The organism is Agrobacterium sp. LR_9, from assembly GCF_041954855.1.
In the GTDB taxonomy this organism is placed as follows: domain Bacteria; phylum Pseudomonadota; class Alphaproteobacteria; order Rhizobiales; family Rhizobiaceae; genus Agrobacterium; species Agrobacterium leguminum.
Window position 1 is genome coordinate 73,962 of sequence record NZ_JAVAYA010000016.1, and the last position, 17,651, is coordinate 91,612.

At 60.5% G+C, this 17,651-nt stretch carries 17 protein-coding genes; 5 read left to right on the forward strand and 12 right to left on the reverse strand.

Annotated features, from left to right (window positions below; translation table 11 throughout):
* Positions 1-8: 8 nt before the first annotated feature.
* The 10 genes from RAC79_RS18115 to RAC79_RS18160 form a co-directional block, all read right to left on the reverse strand.
* Positions 9-1,289, reverse strand: a complete 1,281-nt coding sequence (locus tag RAC79_RS18115; protein ID WP_020812270.1) for a TRAP transporter large permease — start codon at positions 1,287-1,289, stop codon at positions 9-11.
* 3 nt (positions 1,290-1,292) lie between these two features.
* Positions 1,293-1,844: a TRAP transporter small permease gene (locus tag RAC79_RS18120; RefSeq protein ID WP_125146397.1), complete on the reverse strand. Its 552-nt coding sequence runs from the start codon at positions 1,842-1,844 to the stop codon at positions 1,293-1,295.
* Positions 1,845-1,974: 130 nt separating this feature from the next.
* Positions 1,975-2,970, reverse strand: a complete 996-nt coding sequence (locus RAC79_RS18125) for a DctP family TRAP transporter solute-binding subunit (RefSeq protein WP_142844547.1) — start codon at positions 2,968-2,970, stop codon at positions 1,975-1,977.
* A 22-nt stretch (positions 2,971-2,992) separates the two neighbouring features.
* Positions 2,993-3,895 (reverse strand): NAD(P)-dependent oxidoreductase, encoded by a 903-nt coding sequence (locus tag RAC79_RS18130; RefSeq protein WP_374997425.1) that lies wholly within the window; start codon positions 3,893-3,895, stop codon positions 2,993-2,995.
* A gap of 12 nt (positions 3,896-3,907) precedes the next feature.
* The gene (locus tag RAC79_RS18135) at positions 3,908-4,210 is read right to left on the reverse strand and encodes a putative quinol monooxygenase (RefSeq protein ID WP_080858110.1); all 303 of its coding nucleotides are present in this window, start codon (positions 4,208-4,210) and stop codon (positions 3,908-3,910) included.
* A 17-nt stretch (positions 4,211-4,227) separates the two neighbouring features.
* The gene (locus tag RAC79_RS18140; protein WP_271046462.1) at positions 4,228-5,586 is read right to left on the reverse strand and encodes an NAD(P)H-dependent oxidoreductase; all 1,359 of its coding nucleotides are present in this window, start codon (positions 5,584-5,586) and stop codon (positions 4,228-4,230) included.
* A 262-nt stretch (positions 5,587-5,848) separates the two neighbouring features.
* A complete protein-coding gene (locus tag RAC79_RS18145; RefSeq protein WP_065656182.1) occupies positions 5,849-6,862 on the reverse strand; it encodes a LacI family DNA-binding transcriptional regulator in 1,014 nt (337 codons plus the stop codon).
* 116 nt (positions 6,863-6,978) lie between these two features.
* Complete coding sequence (locus RAC79_RS18150) at positions 6,979-7,989, reverse strand: D-altritol 5-dehydrogenase (protein WP_142844550.1); 1,011 nt, start codon at positions 7,987-7,989, stop codon at positions 6,979-6,981.
* A 16-nt stretch (positions 7,990-8,005) separates the two neighbouring features.
* Positions 8,006-8,776, reverse strand: coding sequence for a galactitol 2-dehydrogenase (locus tag RAC79_RS18155; RefSeq protein ID WP_142844551.1), 771 nt, complete (start codon positions 8,774-8,776; stop codon positions 8,006-8,008).
* Positions 8,777-9,035: 259 nt separating this feature from the next.
* Positions 9,036-10,349 carry a sugar ABC transporter substrate-binding protein gene (locus RAC79_RS18160; protein WP_174039835.1) on the reverse strand — a complete coding sequence of 438 codons (1,314 nt, stop codon included), beginning with the start codon at positions 10,347-10,349 and terminating at the stop codon, positions 9,036-9,038.
* A gap of 312 nt (positions 10,350-10,661) precedes the next feature.
* On the opposite strand from RAC79_RS18160, the gene RAC79_RS18165 reads away from it, so the two are divergent.
* The 5 genes from RAC79_RS18165 to RAC79_RS18185 all read left to right on the forward strand — a co-directional run bounded on the left by RAC79_RS18165 (position 10,662) and on the right by RAC79_RS18185 (position 15,736).
* The gene (locus RAC79_RS18165) at positions 10,662-11,669 is read left to right on the forward strand and encodes a sugar kinase (RefSeq protein ID WP_065656185.1); all 1,008 of its coding nucleotides are present in this window, start codon (positions 10,662-10,664) and stop codon (positions 11,667-11,669) included.
* Positions 11,666-12,943 carry a D-tagatose-bisphosphate aldolase, class II, non-catalytic subunit gene (locus tag RAC79_RS18170; RefSeq protein ID WP_174039836.1) on the forward strand — a complete coding sequence of 426 codons (1,278 nt, stop codon included), beginning with the start codon at positions 11,666-11,668 and terminating at the stop codon, positions 12,941-12,943. The genes RAC79_RS18165 and RAC79_RS18170 overlap by 4 nt, the downstream gene beginning before the upstream one ends.
* Before the next feature lie 66 nt (positions 12,944-13,009).
* Positions 13,010-13,882: a carbohydrate ABC transporter permease gene (locus tag RAC79_RS18175; protein ID WP_082184903.1), complete on the forward strand. Its 873-nt coding sequence runs from the start codon at positions 13,010-13,012 to the stop codon at positions 13,880-13,882.
* A gap of 12 nt (positions 13,883-13,894) precedes the next feature.
* A complete protein-coding gene (locus RAC79_RS18180) occupies positions 13,895-14,719 on the forward strand; it encodes a carbohydrate ABC transporter permease (protein ID WP_104679666.1) in 825 nt (274 codons plus the stop codon).
* A 12-nt stretch (positions 14,720-14,731) separates the two neighbouring features.
* Positions 14,732-15,736: an ABC transporter ATP-binding protein gene (locus RAC79_RS18185; protein ID WP_374997426.1), complete on the forward strand. Its 1,005-nt coding sequence runs from the start codon at positions 14,732-14,734 to the stop codon at positions 15,734-15,736.
* A 3-nt stretch (positions 15,737-15,739) separates the two neighbouring features.
* Here the strand turns inward: RAC79_RS18185 and RAC79_RS18190 are convergent, their stop codons facing one another.
* Both RAC79_RS18190 and RAC79_RS18195 read right to left on the reverse strand, forming a co-directional pair.
* Positions 15,740-16,816: an ABC transporter ATP-binding protein gene (locus RAC79_RS18190; RefSeq protein WP_374997427.1), complete on the reverse strand. Its 1,077-nt coding sequence runs from the start codon at positions 16,814-16,816 to the stop codon at positions 15,740-15,742.
* Between the two features lie 4 nt (positions 16,817-16,820).
* On the reverse strand, positions 16,821-17,651 hold the full coding sequence (locus RAC79_RS18195; RefSeq protein WP_035228147.1) for a carbohydrate ABC transporter permease: 831 nt from the start codon (positions 17,649-17,651) through the stop codon (positions 16,821-16,823).

Consider the following 17,651-nt stretch of genomic DNA (forward strand, 5'->3'; position numbering starts at 1 on the left):
TTTTCGCGTCAATAAAGCCCCATCAGCCGGATTGGCCCGAGCGTCAGCACCGGGAACAGCACCAGCGCGAAGATGGCGAGCGTCAGCACCGTCATCGGCGCCAGCGAACCGCGAATGACATCCTCGATCTTCATGTTCGCCACCTGTGCCGCCGCAAACAGGCAGACCCCCACCGGTGGCGTCACCAGCCCGAGCGTCAGCGTCATGACAGTCACGATCAGGAAATGGATCGGATCGATGCCCAGTGCTTCGACCGGCGGCATCAGCACCGGGATGAGGATAAACATCGCCGGGATCGCTTCCATGAAGATGCCGATGATGAGCAGGAACACAAAGATGACGAGCATGCCGGTCATTGGCCCGAGATTCATGGCCTTCAGGAGATCGGCGACCTGCTCCGGCAGGCCATCGAAAGTGAAGACCCAGGCGGCGAGCTGCGAGGTGGCGGCGATGAACAGGATGGTGCCGGAAATGCGCGCCGTCGAGATCAATATTTCCGGCAGCTCCCGCACCGGCAGCGTACGATAGACGATGACGCCGAGCACCGCTACGTAAACCACCGCGATGGCAGCGGCCTCCGTTGGCGTGAACAGGCCGCTGGCAATGCCGATGATGAGGATCAGCGGTGTCAGCATCGGCAGGATTGCGCGCAGACCGGTGACGACCACCAGACGGAAATTGAACGGTGTCGGCGGATTGTAACCATAATGCACCGAATAGAAGTGGTTGAAGACCAGAAAGGCGAAGGCGATGAAGAGGCCGGGCACCAGACCCGCGATCAGCAGCGTGCCGATCGACACATTGGCGATGGAACCGGCAATCACGATCAGGATCGACGGCGGAATGATCGAGGAGAGTGTGGAGGTGCAGAGCGTCATGCCGACGGCATAACCCTTCGGAAAGCCGTGCCGCTCCATGGCCTTGATCTCGATGGCGCCGACCGAGGCGATATCGGCGACGGACGAGCCGGAGACGCCGGAAAAGATCACCGATGAGATGACGTTGACATGGCCAAGCCCGCCGGGAAGCCAGCCGACCATGGCCTCGGCGAAATCGAAGATGCGCTCCGCCACACGCCCTCGTTCCATGACGGTGCCGACGAGGATGAAAAGCGGCACGGCGACGAGGAGGAAGGAGTTCATCGACGAGAACATCGTCTGCGACAGCAGGTCCATGGGCATGGAGGTGAAGAGCCACAGCGTGCCGACACTCGCGAGCGCGAGCGCGATGGCAAGCGGCACGCCAAGCATGCTGAGACCGAAAAAGGCGACGAGAAGAAAGACCGACATGGCTCAATGTCCTGCTGAAATGGAGATATCGGCATGGGCGATCTCATCCGCCGGCAGACCAAGCTCGGGAAGCGCGATGAGCTCCCGGCGGCTGCGCAGCGATTCGATGATGGCCAGCACGGCGATGATGGCGGAAACCGGCAACACGATGCCGATGGTCCACATGGGGATCGGCAGGGTGGCGGCGGTCTCGTTCATCATGATCTGCTGGCGCACCATGGTCAGGCCCGTCCAGCCCATCATGCCGAAGAAGAACACCGAGGAACCGACATAGATCGGCACCGCCAGCCGCCGGAAGAAGCGGTGAAACAGCACCAGGAACACCACCACACGGGCGCTTTCAACGGTGCGGAAGCCGGCGGCAAGGCCGAGGAACACCATCCAGATGAAGAGGAAACGCGTCGCCTCCTCGGTCCAGGGAAGCGGGCTGCCGGCAAGGCGACCGATGACCTGAAGAAGAACGACGATGAGAATGCCGGCACAGGCTGCCCCTGCGGCCACATCGGCGATGAGTTTAACGATGGTGCCGAGCACCGAAGGTTTCGTATCGTTCATGACAATACCCTTCCACTGCTGAAACCGGATATCCGGTAAAACGAATGCCACCCTGCCTCTGCGGCAAAGCAACCCTTGCTGACGTTGGGGAAGGCCGAACCGAGATCCGGCCATCCACCGGCGCAACACGTCAGTTCGTCTTGAGGAAAGCCTGCGTCTTGTCGAAGAAAGCCTGATCTTTCACCAGTGCGGAGAACTTCGCCGAAAGCCCGGCTGCGACCTCTACGAAGGCCTTGCGTTCGTCATCGGTCAGCGTGTTGACCTCCATGCCGTTCTTCTTCAGCGTTTCGAGCGACTTGTCGATATCGGCAGCGTCATTCTGCGCCTTCCAGGCTTCGGTCTCGGTGGCTGCTTCCTTCAGCGCGACCTTGAAGTTCTCATCGAGACCTTCGAAGCGGGCCGGGTTCATGCCCAGCACCCAGGCGTCAGCGATGTGATTGCTGATCGTCAGATACTTCTGCACTTCGTAAAGCTTGGCGCTGACCGGCACGTTGACCGGATTTTCCTGCCCGTCGACCACCTTGAGCTGGAGAGCATTATAGACCTCGGCAAAGGCCATAGGCGTCGGAGCAGCGCCCATGGCGCCGAAGAACTCGACCCAGAGCGGATTGTTCGGCACCCGCAGCTTCATGCCCTTGAGATCGGCCGGCGACTTGATCGGCGCCTTGGAATTGGTGATCTGGCGCAGCGGCCGCGACCAGAGATCGAGCCCGAGAATGCCGATTTTGCTGAGATCGGTGGAAAGTTCCTTGCCGAGATCGCTGTCGAGATAGACCCGGAGCTGGTCGATATCGCGGAACTGGTAGGGAATGGCGATGGCCGTGAACTTGGGATTGAAGGTCGCGTAAAGCGAGGTCGAGTTCAACAGCATGTCGAGTGAACCGCCGGCCAGCTGCTTGACACCCGCTGAAGGGTCGCCGCCATAAAGCGTGCCGTTCGGAAACACCTTGATCTTGAGCTTGCCATCGGTCTTTTTCGAAACGATCTCGGCAAACTTGTTGGCGGCAAGCGTGATTTCGGACGTATCCGCATCGGGCGTCGAAAGCGTCAGCGTTTCGGCCTGCGCGATGGATGCGACCAGCATGGTGGCGGCCAGAGCCAGCCCGTAAAGTTTTGAAATTTTCATGTGTTCCTCCCTTTGTTGTCTCTCAAACAGTTTCGAGCGTTCCTCCGAACGCATTCATGCGCTTAATCTCAAGGATCACACCGCTGTGATCAAGCTCGCCCGCGCCATGCTGGACCATGGAGCGGAACAGCCGGTCAACCTCCTCGCCGACCGGTAGTCTGAGGCCCCGGCTTCTGGCGAAGGCCAGCGCCGTGGACGTATCCTTCACCTGATATTTCGCCGGCCCGCCGGGACGGAAATCGCCTTCCACCATGCGTTTGCCGTGCTGGCGGAAAACGGTGGATTCGGCAAAACCGCCCAGCAAAGCCTGGCGCACCTGCGCCGGGTCGGCTCCCCCCGCTTCAACCAGCGTCAACGCTTCGGCAACGGCGCAGATTGTCGAGGCGACGATCAGCTGGTTGGCGAGCTTGGCCAATGAGCCGCAGCCCACCGGCCCGACATGGGTGACGCGGCCAAGGCAATTGAGGAGTGGCCGCAATGCATCCACATCCTGCTGTTCGCCGCCGGCCATGATGGCGAGCGTTCCTTCGATCGCTCCCTTTTCACCGCCGGAAACCGGTGCGTCGACATATGCGACGCCATAAGCCTTGGCCACCTCTGCCTGTTCCCGTGCGCTGTCGACCGGGATGGAACTCATCACCAGCAGAATAGCACCGGGCTTCATGTTGGAAACGACACCCGAGGCACCGAGCAGAACCTCGTCACAGACCGGCCCGGAACTCAGCATGCAGATGACGACATCGGCTTCGGCCACGGCTTCGGCAGCAGTGGCCGCCGGCTGCACGCCTTTTGCCGCCAGAACCGCAGCTTTTTCAGCGCTTCGGTTCCAGGCTTTGACGGAAAACCCGGCCTCCGCCAGACGCCCCGCCATGGGGGCACCCATGATACCCGTTCCGATAACGGCGATCCGGCGGATGTCTGCCATCGCTCCCATCCTTCAAAGCCATTGCCGGTTCAGGAAACGCACCGGCAGTTCTTCTTCGATAAGGGCGGGAAAGGCCTCGCGAAACCGGTCGAGATGCGGTGTTTTGAGATGATCGTCGAAAGCCTCACGGCTGTTATAGACCTCGTAAAACACCACATTGTTCCCCGTTTCCGGCCGCACCACGTCGAATTGCTGGCAACCCGGTTCATCCTGAACCGAATGGGTGGCATCATCGCGTGCGGCGTCGAGAAAGGCATCCATCGCGTCAGGCTTCACCCGAAATTCCGCGATCACCACGAAAGCTCCTTTCGACATGTCCCGTTCTCCGTCCATCACGCGGCTGCGTCTTTTTGCGGACGGAAGCGGTTTTCCATGTCCTGACGCAACTTCACCACATCGAGGTCGTTCACCAGTTCCACATCGTCGAAGCTGACAATCTGGTCCTTTTTGATGGCGCGCTTCAGCTTGACATTATGGGCAAGGCCAATCGGCAGCGCCTTCATATCGAGGCTGCGGGTGGCCGGAATGGCGTTCGCCCAGACCGCGTATCCGCCCTCGCCGTCCAGCATCTCGCCTGGCTGCATATCCTTCTTCGCCGTGGCGACGGCATCGCCGCGGAACTCCTTGGAGCAACCGGTCGCTTCGTTGCGCAGCACGGCGGAAAGCACGCTGATCGAGGTTTCCAGCCCGATAATGTGGAACGGACGCCACATGGAGGCGTACCAGCCGGACGGATCGGTCAGCAGGCCATATTGCTTGAAGCAGGCGCGGGCATATTCATTGTGGGCCTTGAAGGTGACGAAAACACCATAGCGGATGTTGTTGAACACCTCGCGTCCGTCCGGCTCCTGGCTCGCAGCAATATCGACCAGACCGGAGCGCGACATACGGCCGCCATCGGCAGCGGGGCGGAAGACGCGGGCGAGATCGTGCAGGCCGGCGGGCGGAAAAGCCAGACCGTCATCCGGGCAATCCAGTCCCGTGCCGTTGGCGACGGCCGCCATCTCGATGGCCGCCTTGGTGCCGTCGGTGAAGGAATTGTACATTTTTGGATTGAAGTCGCCCTTGGCCACTTCCTCGTCCGTCCAGCCGAAATAACCCCAGACCGTGTCCGGCGTCGAATAACGGTAACGCGGCTCGAAATTCATGCCCTTGCCGGCAGAAACGACCTCGAAACCGGTGGCGCGCGCCCAGTCAACCAGCTCGCAGATCAGCGCCGGCTGATCGCCGTAAGCCATGGAATAGATCAGGCCCTTGGCCCGCGCCTTTTCAGCAAGGATCGGCCCGACCATGACATCCGCTTCGACATTGACCATGACGACATGCTTGTTGTGATCGATGGCGCCAAGCGCGTGGCGCGCGCCGGCCAGCGGATGGCCGGTCGCCTCGATCACGCATTCGATCTCGCCGCAGGCGAAAAGCTCGTTCACATCGTCGGTCACATAGGTCTTGCCGCTCTTCAGCGCCTCGGCGCAGCTCTTCGCATCGTAACGCTCCTTCGGCCAGCCAACGCGATCCAGCGATTCCTTCGCCTTGCCGACATTGAGGTCTGCGACGGCGACCATGTGGAAACCGGCGATGCGCTGCGCCTGCGCCAGCACCATGGAGCCGAACTTGCCCGCGCCGATGAGACCAACCCGAACAGGCTTGCCGCCGGCTGCACGCGCTGACAGAAGAGAATAGAGATTCATGTTTTGACATCCTTCGCTGGGGAAATTGCTGGCGAGAATGTCCAGTCAGCCCGGCGAAGGCCATGCGACACCGAGGCTGCGAAGGCTTATTCCTCGCGGCACGGACGGCATGACGATCTGACGTTCCTCCCGGATACCGGCACGCCTTTGCGCCGGCTCTCGCGGTCGCCTCCCAAAGCAACCTTGAGAACAGAGTAGGAGCGTTCAAATATTAGTTCTATTTAGAAAATCAGATTCTTTGTTTAGCTTATCTAACAAATCATCAGGCCGATTTGCGCAGCATCAGATCGGCGCTGAGGAGAATGCGCTCGCGCATCCGCGTCGTGTCATCCGCCTCCTCGTCGAGCTTCTGCAACAGGAGCTCAATCGACAGCCTGCCGATCTCGTTATAATTCTGCGCCACGGTGGTAATCGGCGGACAGGCATAACGCGACAGCGGATGATCGTCATGGCCGGCGACCCTGAGGTCATAATCCGCACCATGGCCGACCCTGAGGCCCTTCTGGAAGGCGGCGGCGATGACACCGAAGGCGATACGGTCGTTGGCGCACAGAATGGTGCGCGATGGCAGAGAACCCGCCCCTTCCAGCAGCCGGCCCGCCTCATCGAAGGCGAAACGCTCGAAATCCCAGGTGACAATATCCGGAACGTTGATCACCTGCGGCTCGAAACCAAGGCGCCGCATGGCCTCCTCATAGGCGGTGCGACGCGTGGCGGCATTGGTATTGACCTGCGGCATGTCGAAGAAACAGGGCGGCTCGCCCGAGCGGCAGAGATAATCCACCATCAGCCCCACACTCTGGCGGTTGTCGGTGCCGACAAAGGCCGAGGTCTCGTCGAGCGGCGAATCGACATAAACAATCGGAATGCTGGCAGCGAGTTGCTCCAGCGTGGCGCGGTGGGATTTGACGCCCAGCGGCGCGATGATCGCGCCGGCGACATTCATCGACTTGAAAGTGCGGATGGCGCGGTCTTCGATTTCCGCCTTGCCATCCGAGGACAGCACGAAAGCAAGAAACCCCGCCTCGTTGGCGATGAGCTCGATACGGCTCGTCAGCGCCATATAGAACGGATCGGTGGAATTCGGGATGATGATGCCAATGATATTGGAGCGGCGGCGGTTGAGATTGACGGCGAAAATATTGGGCCTGAAGCCCGATTTCTTCAGCGCATCCTCGATGGCGTCCCGGGTCTTCTTGCGGACCGAGGCCGGATCATTGAAGTATTTCGAAACAGTCGGGCGCGAAAGGCCGACGAATTCCGAAAACTCTTCCATCGTCCTGATAGATTTGGCCAAAGTGCTTGCCCCCATGAAATATTACATGTGGTACTTTATATCGACCGGCCTTCGCACGAAAAGCCGGTCGACTGCGGTTATCAACCACCAAACGATCATTCGGCTGCAAATTGCACTTTCATGGTGGCCGGATCGGATGGTTTCTTCGTAAAGAACGGCAGCATCTCCGAAAGCGGCAGCCGGTGCGAGACGAGCCGCGCCATGACATCGCCATCCGTTTCCAGAATGGCAAGCGCCTGCGGTATGTTGCGGTTCAACGAATGCGAACCGACAAGCTTCAGCTGACGCCTGAAGATTTCGAAGGGTGCGACCGAAATGCGGGCATCCGGCGCGCAGACGCCGAAGAACAGCGCCGTGCCGCCATCGGCAACCAGCGGGATCATCGCTTCCGCAACGGGGGCGATACCGGTGGCATCGGCCACGACATCGAAAGACTTCTGTTGCCGCAGCAGCGCTTCCGAACCGGAAACCGCCACCTTAAGCCCGAGACCTTCGGCAAAAGCCAGCCTGCTTTCGTTGATATCGGCAATCGTCACCGTCTCGACGCCGCGCGCTTTCAACGACAGGGCAAGCAGCAGGCCGATGGGACCGGCGCCAAAAACCAGCGCATTTTCAGCCACCGTTCCGTTCTCGCCGATACCCGCGCTCTGCATGCCGTTGACGACGCAGGCAAGCGGTTCGGCCAGCGCCGCGACATGATAGGGCATGGAGCCGATGCCATGCAGGTGATCGGCGCGCACCAGGCTGAATTCCGCGAAACCACCGTTATGGGAGACACCATAGGCCTTCAGCGTGCTGCACAGATTGGTCAGCCCCTTCCTGCAACTCGGGCAGGTGCCGCACGGTAGATTGGGGTCGACCACCACCCGGTCGCCGGCCTTTACGCCCGTCACATCGGCGGCCACGGCCGCAACTTCACCGGCATATTCATGCCCCGGAATGACCGGAAAGGCACCGTCGCCGTAACGCGCGTGGAGAACGTCGATATCGGTGTGGCAAAGCCCCGAAGCCTTGACCCGCACGAGCGCGTGGCCAGGCGGCAGATCGGCAACGGGAACTTCCGCCAGAACGGCCTGTCCCTTCTCGACGAATTGAATGGCATGCATGGTCATCTCCGGCTTTTCAGCTCATCCAGTTGCCGCCGTCGACATTATATGTCTGGGCGAGAATATAGTCGCTGTCGGAAGAGGCGAGGAAAACCGCGAGACCCTTGATGTCATCGGGCGTCGCAAAACGGCCGATCGGCACGGATTTCGCCACCGCCGCCTTCTTCTCACCCGGCTTCAGGCCTTCCCATTTGGCGAATTCCGCATCGACCACTTCCCAATGCTCGCCATCCACCACGCCCGGTGCAATGGCGTTGACATTGATGCCGTGCTTGACGAGCGCGAGCGCCGCCGACTGCGTGGCGGAAATGATCGCCGCCTTGGAAGCGCAATAAAGCGTGACGAGCGCTTCGCCGCGACGGCCGGCCTGGCTTGCCATATTGATGATCTTGCCACCGCGCGCCCGCTCGATCATCACATTGGAAACCGCCTTCATCATGAACAGCGGTCCCTTGAGATTGATGTCGAAGACCCGCTCATAACTCCGTTCGGTAATGCCGTTGATCGGCGCCATGTCGAAGATCGCGGCATTGTTGACGAGAATGTCGATGCCGCCGAATTCCTGATCTACCGCCTTCACCACGGCGTCGATCTCGGAAAGATCGGTCACATCCAGCTTCACGGCCTTGGCGGCAGGGCCGATGGCCGCGGCGGAAGCCGTCGCGCGGGCAATATCGATATCGGCGATAATCACCTTCGCGCCTTCATCGGCAAAAGCCCGCGCAAAACCAAGGCCGATGCCGCGGGCGGCGCCGGTAATCAGCGCGACCTTGTTCTTCAATCTCATGTCGATCTCCATGATGCATGGCGGGTAATCTGGCCATGCTCTTTTGTTGTTCGATGCTTTTCCTCACTCCCCTCATTCCTGCTTGTTGCAGGAATGCAGCCGACACGGCTCTCACGCGGCAAGAGAGTCCTTCCAAACCAAGGACTTGGGCTGGCTAGATTCCTGTGACAAGCACAGGAATGAGGAGACGGGTGCGAAAGCCCCACCCATGCCGCCCGCCGCCAAAGTGACGAACGGGCGGCACGCCGGGAGGACGCGGCTACTTGATGTAGCCCGCGCGGGTCATGTCACGTTCGACCTGTTTCTGTGCGCCTTCGAGCGCCGCATCGACGGTCTGCTGGCCGGAGAGGGCTGCCGCGATCTGCTGGCCGACAACCGTACCGATGGACTGGAACTCCGGTATGGCGACGAACTGCACACCGGTATAGGGCACCGGATCCTTGGTCGGCTTGGACGGATCGGCCGACATGATCGCCTTCAGCACGGTATCCGCGAAAGGCGCGGCCTTCTTGTATTCCGGCAACTCATAGGTGGATTTGCGCGTGCCCGGCGGCACGGCCACCCAGCCTTCGCTTTCACCAACCGTCTTCACATAGTTCTTTGAGGTCGCCCATTTGACGAAGGACTTGGCGGTTTCAAGCTTCTTCGTGCTGTTTGGAATGGCGAGGTTCCAGGACCACGACCAGCTCGACCCGTTCGGCGTTGCCTCGACCGGAGCACGCGTAAACGCGGTCTTGTCGGCAACCTGGCTCTGCTTGGGGTCATAAACGCGGCCCGCCGCTGAGGTGGCGTCAATCCACATGGCGCAACGGCCGGATGAAAACAGCGTCTGGTTCTCGTTGAAGCCGTTGGCGGCCGCGCCGGGCGGGCCGTAGGAGCTCATCAGCGCCACATAATCCGAGATCGCCTTTTTCCACGGCTCGCTCGTCAGCTGCGGTTTCCAGTCCATGTCGAACCAGCGGCCGCCATAGGTGTTGATCATGGTGCCGAGGAAGGCCATGTTCTCGCCCCAGCCCGGCTTGCCGCGCAGGCATATGCCATATTGCTGTTTCGACTTGTCGGTCAGCTTGGCAGCGAAATCCTTGATCTGATCGTAGGTCGGATTGTCCGGCATCTTCAGGCCGGCCGCATCGAACAGGTCCTTGCGATAAAGCGTGAACGAGCTTTCGGTATAGAATGGCACGGCGTAAAGCTTGCCGTCGACAGTCAGGCCTTTCTTGATCGGATCAAGCAGATCGGCGTAATCGTAGTCGTCGCCGAGATCGTCGACCGGCGCCAGCCAGCCCTGCTTGCCCCAGATCGGCGCTTCGTAGCCGCCGATGGTCATGATGTCGAACTGGCCGCCATTGGTGGCGATATCGGTGGTGACACGTTCGCGCAGAACATTCTCTTCCAGCACGATCCAGTTGATCTTGTTGCCCGTCTCCTTCTCCCAGGCGCTGGAAAGCTTCTGCATGATGATCATGTCGCCATTGTTGACGGTGGCGATGTTGATTTCTTCCGCCTGCGCCAGACCGGCGAAAAGGCCGATGCCAACCACGGACGATGACAGAATTCCAATTAATTTGCTCATGAGACCCGCTCCTCCTTTACGGATGTCCACGCATAACAATACATGCGTAAATTTTTTATCTCGCAAAATCCGCTCTCTTGTCAACGTCCGAAAATAAATCGGAGCATGGAGACATCGTCGCCAGCACCAGTAACTCACTGCTTTAAAACGGATAATATCATAAAAAATTATTTCCCGAGGCGTTCCTCTTGCTGCGATGCAACAAAATTTTCGTCATTTCATATATTGACGCGCGTAAATTTTTGAATGATATCCGAAAACCAGAAGCCCTCGGGACGGCGGGATTACCTCCGCCAAAAGGACGGGAGCCGAATGCATATGGAGGAGACGATGAGGCAGACATCCGCACTGGCGCCGCACACGAAAGGCCCGACCGTCACGGCGGGGGAAATCCTCGTGGAAATCATGGCGACGACGGTGGGCGACGGCTTTCTGGAGCCGCAGGCGCTGATCGGCCCCTTCCCGAGCGGCGCGCCGGCCATCTTCATCGATCAGGTGGCGCGCTGCGGCGGAGCCGCCGGCATCATTGCGGCGGTGGGTGACGATGATTTCGGCCGTCTCAATGTCGAGAGGCTGCGCGGCGACGGCGTCGACGTCTCGGCCATCGCCACCATCCCCGACCGGCCGACGGGCAGCGCCTTCGTGCGTTACCGGGAAAACGGCGCACGGGACTTCGTTTTCAACATTGCCCATTCGGCGGCCAGCGAAACGCATATGACCGATGAAGCGCAGGCTCTTATCGAAAAAGCCGGCCATGTGCATGTCATGGGATCGGCCTTTGCGATTGCCGGCATCGGCGAAATCATTCTCGAAGCCATCAGAAGCGTCAGGGCGCGCGGCGGCTCGGTCTCCTTCGATCCCAACATCCGCAAGGAACTGGCGCAGGGCGATGCCGGCCGCAGGCTGATCGACGATCTGCTTGGTGTCACCGATCTTCTCCTGCCCTCCGGCGAGGAGCTTCAGGCAGCCTCCGGTCTGGACGACGAGGAGGCGGCAATCGAAAAGCTGCTTGCCTCCGGCATCGGCGAAATCGTGCTGAAGCGCGGTGCGGATGGTGCAAGCCATTTCAGCCGCGCCCATGGACGAATTGATGTCCCCGGCTTGCGGGTCCGCGAAATCGACCCGACCGGTGCCGGCGACTGTTTCGGTGCGACTTATCTCACCTGCCGCCGCCTGGGCATACACCCCGGACAGGCGCTCGCCTATGCCAACGCCGCCGGCGCGCACAATGTCACCCGCCGCGGCCCGATGGAGGGCGCCGCCAGCCTTTCCGAACTCGACGCCTTTCTGGCCGCGCAACTGTCGGAGGAAATCCTGTGACCGGTATACTCGAAAATCTCGCCGCCGCGCGCCGCTCCGGCAAGCCCGCCGGCATCACCTCCGTCTGCTCCGCCCATCCCGTGGTTCTGCGCGCCGCAATCCGCCGTGCCGCCGCCGGCAGGACACCGGTGCTGATCGAGGCAACCTGCAATCAGGTCAATCATCTCGGCGGATATACCGGCATGACGCCACGGGACTTCGTCAGCTTCGTCAACAGTATTGCCGATGAAGAAGGGTTGCCCCGCGAACTGGTGATTTTTGGCGGAGATCATCTCGGCCCCAATCCCTGGCGCAGGGAAACGGCCGAGGAAGCGCTGACAAAAGCTGCCGCCATGGTCGAGGCCTATGTGACGGCGGGTTTTCGCAAGATCCATCTCGATGCCTCGATGGGCTGCGCCGGTGAACCGGCGGCGCTGGACGACGACACGATAGCCAACCGCGCCGCCAAACTTGCGGCCGTCGCCGAAAAGGCCGCCACGGCTGCCGGCCTGCCGAGACCGCTTTATATTCTCGGCACCGAGGTGCCGGTGCCGGGGGGTGCGGACCATGTGCTCGACACCGTCGCACCGACGCAGCCGCAGGCGGCGCGCCAAACCATCGACCTTCACCGCGAAATATTCGCGCGACACGGCCTTTCCGATGCGTTCGAGCGGGTCATCGCCTTTGTCGTGCAGCCCGGCGTTGAATTCGGCAGCGACAATGTCGTCGCTTACGACCCGCAAGCGGCCACCGCCTTGAGCGCCGTGCTGGACGCCGAACCGCAACTGGTCTTCGAGGCCCATTCCACCGATTACCAGACGCAGGCCGCCCTCACGACACTGGTATGCGATGGATATCCCATCCTGAAAGTGGGCCCCGGCCTGACCTTCGCCTATCGCGAGGCGCTTTACGCTCTCGACATGATCGCCTCCGAGATGATCGGCGATTATGGCGACCGTCCTTTGGCGCGCACCATGGAGGAGCTGATGCTTTCCTCACCCGGCGACTGGCGCGGACATTACCATGGCGATGACATCACGCTGCGATTGCAGCGCCACTACAGCTACAGCGACCGTATCCGCTATTACTGGACGCGGCCGGAAGCGCTTGCGGCCGTTTCCGCCTTGCATAAGGCGCTGGATGGGAAGACAATTCCCGAACCCCTGCTGCGCCAGTATCTCGGCGAGTTGCCGCTCGCGGCAGTTGCAGGAAAGGATATGGAGGAGGTTCTGGTCGCGGCAGTGGATCAGGTGCTGGCGACCTACCATGCGGCAACCGGCGAAGATCGTCACTAAGACAATCGTTAAATTGGGATGCCCCGGCGGGAGACGTTGCGGGTATCGGTCAGGGAGGGGAAACTCATGGCAACCCGAAACACAAGCGGATTAGCGCGGGTCATGCTTGCGCCATCGGTGCTGTTGTTGCTGGTGTGGATGATCGTGCCTCTGGCGATGACGCTGTGGTTCTCGTTCCAGAACTACAATCTCCTCAATCCGGCCAATGTCAGCTTCGCTGGTCTGTTCAATTACCAGTATTTCTATACCGACCCGGCCTTCTTCCAGTCGATCTGGAACACGCTGTTGATCGTCGGCGGCGTCCTTCTGATCACCGTCATCGGCGGCATCGCCATTGCGCTTCTGCTCGACAATGACATTTTCGGCCAGGGCATCGTGCGCATCATGATCATCTCGCCCTTCTTCGTCATGCCGCCGGTGGCAGCACTGGTGTGGAAGAACATGATCATGCATCCCGGTTATGGGGTGCTCGCCGATTTGTCGCGCTTCTTCGGTTTCCAGCCGGTCGACTGGTTCGCGCAGTTTCCGCTCTTGTCCATCATCATCATCGTCGCCTGGCAATGGCTGCCGTTCGCGACGCTGATCCTCTTGACCGCCCTGCAGTCGCTCGATGGCGAACAGAAGGAAGCAGCCGAGATGGATGGCGCCAACTTCGTCAACCGCTTCGTCTATCTGACGCTGCCGCATCTGTCGCGCGCCATCACCGTCGTCATTCTGATCCAGACGATCTTCCTGCTCGGCGTCTATGCGGAAATCCTCGTCACCACCAATGGCGGACCGGGTTATGCCTCCACCAACCTCGCCTTCCTCATCTATCGCACCGCACTTCTGGGCTACGACGTCGGCGGCGCTTCGGCCGGCGGCATCATCGCCGTCATCCTCGCCAATATCGTCGCCATCTTCCTGATGCGCGCCGTCGGCAAGAATCTCGACCGGTAAGGGGGAAACATCATGGCCCGCAAGACAACCACTCGCGCAAAGATCGGCTTTTCCATCGCGGCCTGGGCCGTGGCGCTGCTGCTGTTCTTCCCGATCCTCTATGCCTTCCTCACCTCGATCAAGACCGAGCCCGAGGCAATCGCAGGCTTCAGCCTCATTCCGTCGGGCACCTTCGAGAATTACGTGACGGTCCAGACCCAGCGCGATTACTTCAAGCCCTTCATGAACTCGGTGGTGCTGTCGCTCGGCTCGACGATCATCGCGCTGATCATCGCCATTCCCGCCGCCTGGGCCATGGCGTTCTCGCCGACCAAGCGCACCAAGGACATTTTGATGTGGATGCTCTCCACCAAGATGATGCCAGCCGTCGCCGTGCTGGTGCCGATCTATCTGATCTTCCGCAATGCCGGCCTGCTCGATACCCGCATCGGGCTCACCATCATGCTCACCTTCATCAACCTGCCGATCGTCATCTGGATGCTCTACACCTACTTCCGGGAAATCCCCGGCGAGATCCTCGAAGCCGCCCGCATGGATGGCGCATCGCTGTGGAACGAAATCGTCCATGTGCTGACCCCGATGGCGGTTCCGGGCATTGCCTCGACGCTGCTCTTGAACGTCATCCTCGCCTGGAACGAATCCTTCTGGACCATCCGGCTGACGACCACCAATGCCGCCCCGCTGACGGCCTTCATCGCCTCCTTCTCAAGTCCGCAGGGGCTGTTCTGGGCAAAACTCTCGGCCGCCTCGATGATGGCGATCGCCCCCATTCTCGTCATCGGCTGGTTCTCGCAGAAACAACTCGTGCGTGGCCTGACCTTTGGCGCCGTGAAATAAGGAACGACAAACATGGGCAGCATTTCCCTTCAGAACGTGTCCAAGCTCTTCGGTGAGGCGAAAGTCATCCCGTCGATCGATCTCGATATCCATGACGGCGAATTCGTCGTCTTCGTCGGTCCCTCCGGCTGCGGCAAGTCCACGCTGCTGCGCCTCATCGCCGGTCTGGAAGATGTTTCCGGCGGCAAGATCGTCATCGACGGCAAGGATGTGACGGAAAAGGCGCCGGCCGAGCGTGGCCTTGCCATGGTGTTCCAGTCCTATGCGCTTTATCCGCATATGAGTGTCAGGAACAACATCGCCTTCCCGCTGAAGATGGCCAAGCTCGACAAGGCGATCATCGATAAAAAGGTCGAAGACGCCGCAAGGGTGCTGAACCTTACCGATTATCTCGAGCGCCGGCCCTCGCAGCTGTCAGGCGGCCAGCGCCAGCGTGTCGCCATCGGCCGCGCCATCGTGCGCGAACCTTCCGCCTTCCTGTTCGACGAGCCGCTTTCCAACCTCGATGCGGCGCTGCGCGGCACCATGCGGCTGGAAATCTCCGAGCTGCACAACACGCTGAAGACAACGATGATCTACGTCACCCACGACCAGGTGGAAGCCATGACCATGGCCGACAAGATCGTCGTGCTCAACCGCGGCAATATCGAGCAGGTCGGCTCGCCGATGGAGCTTTACCGCTCCCCCGCCAACCTCTTCGTCGCCGGCTTCATCGGCTCGCCGCGCATGAACCTCATCACCGGTGACTTTGCCCGCCAAACGGGTGCGACCACCGCCGGCGTGCGGCCGGAGCATCTGGTGCTGTCGAAGGAAAGCGGACTGTGGCAGGGCAAGGTCACCGTCGCCGAACATCTCGGCTCCGATACCTTCCTGCATCTCGAGGTGAACGGCATCGGGCCGATCACTGCCCGCACGGACGGCGAGTTCGAGTGCAAACACGGCGATACCGTGTTCATCACGCCGGATGACACCAAGATCCACAGGTTCGATGAAAAGGGTGTGGCGATATCGGCCTGAGCCTCACGCCTCCCCTATTCTGACGCCATTCCTGTCGAAGACATGCAGCTTTTCCTGCGGGAAATTGACCCGCAGGGACTTGCCCGGCTGCAACAATGCCCGGTCTGAAGAAAACAGCTTGAACGGCAATCCATGCACGGTGAGGTGCAGGATAACGCCGAGGCCGGTCGGCTCGACCAGATCGACCGTCGCTTCCACACCGCCTTCAACCGGCGCGACGGTCACATGTTCCGGGCGGATACCGAGCGTGACCGGTTCGCCATCGGCCCGCTTCACATCGCGGCCAAGCGCCAGACGCGTGCCGTCACCCAGCACGACGAAACTGCCGCCGTTCTCCTGCCCGAGCCGCCCTTCGAGAAAATTCATTCCGGGGGAGCCGATAAAGCCGGCAACGAATAGATTGGCGGGGCGATCATAGAGATCGAGCGGCGCGCCGATCTGCTGTACATGACCGGCATTCATGGCGACGATACGTGAGGCAAGCGTCATCGCCTCGATCTGGTCGTGGGTGACGTAAACCGAGGTAGCACCAAGATCGGCATGCATGCGTTTGATTTCGGCACGCATCTGCTCGCGCAACCGGGCATCGAGGTTGGACAGCGGCTCATCGAACAGGAAGGCCTTTGGCTGGCGCACGATGGCGCGGCCCATGGCGACGCGCTGGCGCTGGCCGCCGGAGAGCGCCTTCGGGCGGCGGGCGAGATAAGGATCGAGGCCGAGCTTGGCGGAAGCACCGGCCACCGCCGCCGCGATGGTTTCCTTCGGGCTGCGGCGCAGGCGCAGGCTATAGCTCATATTGTCGGCGACGCTCATATGCGGATAGAGCGCATAGGACTGGAACACCATGGCGATATCGCGATCCTTCGGCCGGCGATCATTGACGCGCTCGCCATCGATGGAAAGGTCGCCGGATGTTATCTCTTCAAGCCCGGCGATCATGCGCAGCAGCGTCGATTTTCCGCACCCGGAGGGGCCGACGAGCACGATGAACTCGCCATCCCTGATATCAAGATCGACGCCATGCAGCACGGCGAGGTCGCCATAGGTCTTGCCGACATTCTTCAGCTCGATGGAAGCCATGGGATTATCCTTTCACCGCACCGGCCGTCAGGCCCTGCACGAGATAACGTTGAATGAGCAGGAAGAAGAGGCAGGCCGGAATGAGCGCCAGAACGCCCGCCGCCATCATCTGCCCGAAATCGACGGAGAATTTCGAAACGAAGGTCAAAAGCCCGACCGGGAAAGTGGCGCTCTGGTTGCCGGAAATCAGCATCAGCGCAAACAGAAGCTCGCTCCACGCGGCGGTGAAGACGAAACCGAGCGTCGCGGCAATGCCAGGCAGCGTCAGCGGCAGGATGATCTGGCGGAAGGCCGTAAACCGGCTTGCCCCGTCGATCATCGCCGCCTCTTCCAGATCCTTCGGAATGCCATCGAAGAACGACTGCATCAGGAAGGTGGCGAAGGGCACGTTGAAGGCTGTATAGACGATGACGAGGCCCGTCAGGCTATTGGTGAGGCCGAGCGGCGACAGCATCTTGAAGATCGGCGCGACCAGCATGACCAGCGGAAACATCTGGGTGATCAGCATTAGCGCCACGATCCAGTATTTGCCCTTGAAACGGAAGCGCGACAGCGCGTAACCCGACAGCGAGGAGAGTATCGTTACGGCAATTGCCGTGGAGCCCGCGACGATGACGCTGTTCTTAAAAAACGTCGGGAAGGCACTGTTTTCTATGACGAAACGATAATGATCCCAGGTCGCCCGCGATGGCCACATCCTCACACCTTCGCTATAGAGCAGGTCATTCGGCGTCACGGAAACCTTCAGCAGCCAGAAGAGTGGGAACAGTGCGAAGGCGATGTAGGCGAGGATCGCAAGACGATGGGCAAGGGTGAGAAATATCCTTGATGTCAT

What these genes read in the sequence shown, in the direction of transcription:
- RAC79_RS18115 (WP_020812270.1), bottom strand. Translation starts at nt 1,289, where the DNA reads ATGTCGGTCTTTCTTCTCGTCGCCTTTTTCGGTCTCAGCATGCTTGGC.
- RAC79_RS18120 (WP_125146397.1), bottom strand. Translation starts at nt 1,844, where the DNA reads ATGAACGATACGAAACCTTCGGTGCTCGGCACCATCGTTAAACTCATC.
- RAC79_RS18125 (WP_142844547.1), bottom strand. Translation starts at nt 2,970, where the DNA reads ATGAAAATTTCAAAACTTTACGGGCTGGCTCTGGCCGCCACCATGCTG.
- RAC79_RS18130 (WP_374997425.1), bottom strand. Translation starts at nt 3,895, where the DNA reads ATGGCAGACATCCGCCGGATCGCCGTTATCGGAACGGGTATCATGGGT.
- RAC79_RS18135 (WP_080858110.1), bottom strand. Translation starts at nt 4,210, where the DNA reads ATGTCGAAAGGAGCTTTCGTGGTGATCGCGGAATTTCGGGTGAAGCCT.
- RAC79_RS18140 (WP_271046462.1), bottom strand. Translation starts at nt 5,586, where the DNA reads ATGAATCTCTATTCTCTTCTGTCAGCGCGTGCAGCCGGCGGCAAGCCT.
- RAC79_RS18145 (WP_065656182.1), bottom strand. Translation starts at nt 6,862, where the DNA reads ATGGAAGAGTTTTCGGAATTCGTCGGCCTTTCGCGCCCGACTGTTTCG.
- RAC79_RS18150 (WP_142844550.1), bottom strand. Translation starts at nt 7,989, where the DNA reads ATGCATGCCATTCAATTCGTCGAGAAGGGACAGGCCGTTCTGGCGGAA.
- RAC79_RS18155 (WP_142844551.1), bottom strand. Translation starts at nt 8,776, where the DNA reads ATGAGATTGAAGAACAAGGTCGCGCTGATTACCGGCGCCGCCCGCGGC.
- RAC79_RS18160 (WP_174039835.1), bottom strand. Translation starts at nt 10,349, where the DNA reads ATGAGCAAATTAATTGGAATTCTGTCATCGTCCGTGGTTGGCATCGGC.
- RAC79_RS18165 (WP_065656185.1), top strand. Translation starts at nt 10,662, where the DNA reads ATGCATATGGAGGAGACGATGAGGCAGACATCCGCACTGGCGCCGCAC.
- RAC79_RS18175 (WP_082184903.1), top strand. Translation starts at nt 13,010, where the DNA reads ATGGCAACCCGAAACACAAGCGGATTAGCGCGGGTCATGCTTGCGCCA.
- RAC79_RS18180 (WP_104679666.1), top strand. Translation starts at nt 13,895, where the DNA reads ATGGCCCGCAAGACAACCACTCGCGCAAAGATCGGCTTTTCCATCGCG.
- RAC79_RS18185 (WP_374997426.1), top strand. Translation starts at nt 14,732, where the DNA reads ATGGGCAGCATTTCCCTTCAGAACGTGTCCAAGCTCTTCGGTGAGGCG.
- RAC79_RS18190 (WP_374997427.1), bottom strand. Translation starts at nt 16,816, where the DNA reads ATGGCTTCCATCGAGCTGAAGAATGTCGGCAAGACCTATGGCGACCTC.
- RAC79_RS18195 (WP_035228147.1), bottom strand. Translation starts at nt 17,651, where the DNA reads ATGACATCAAGGATATTTCTCACCCTTGCCCATCGTCTTGCGATCCTC.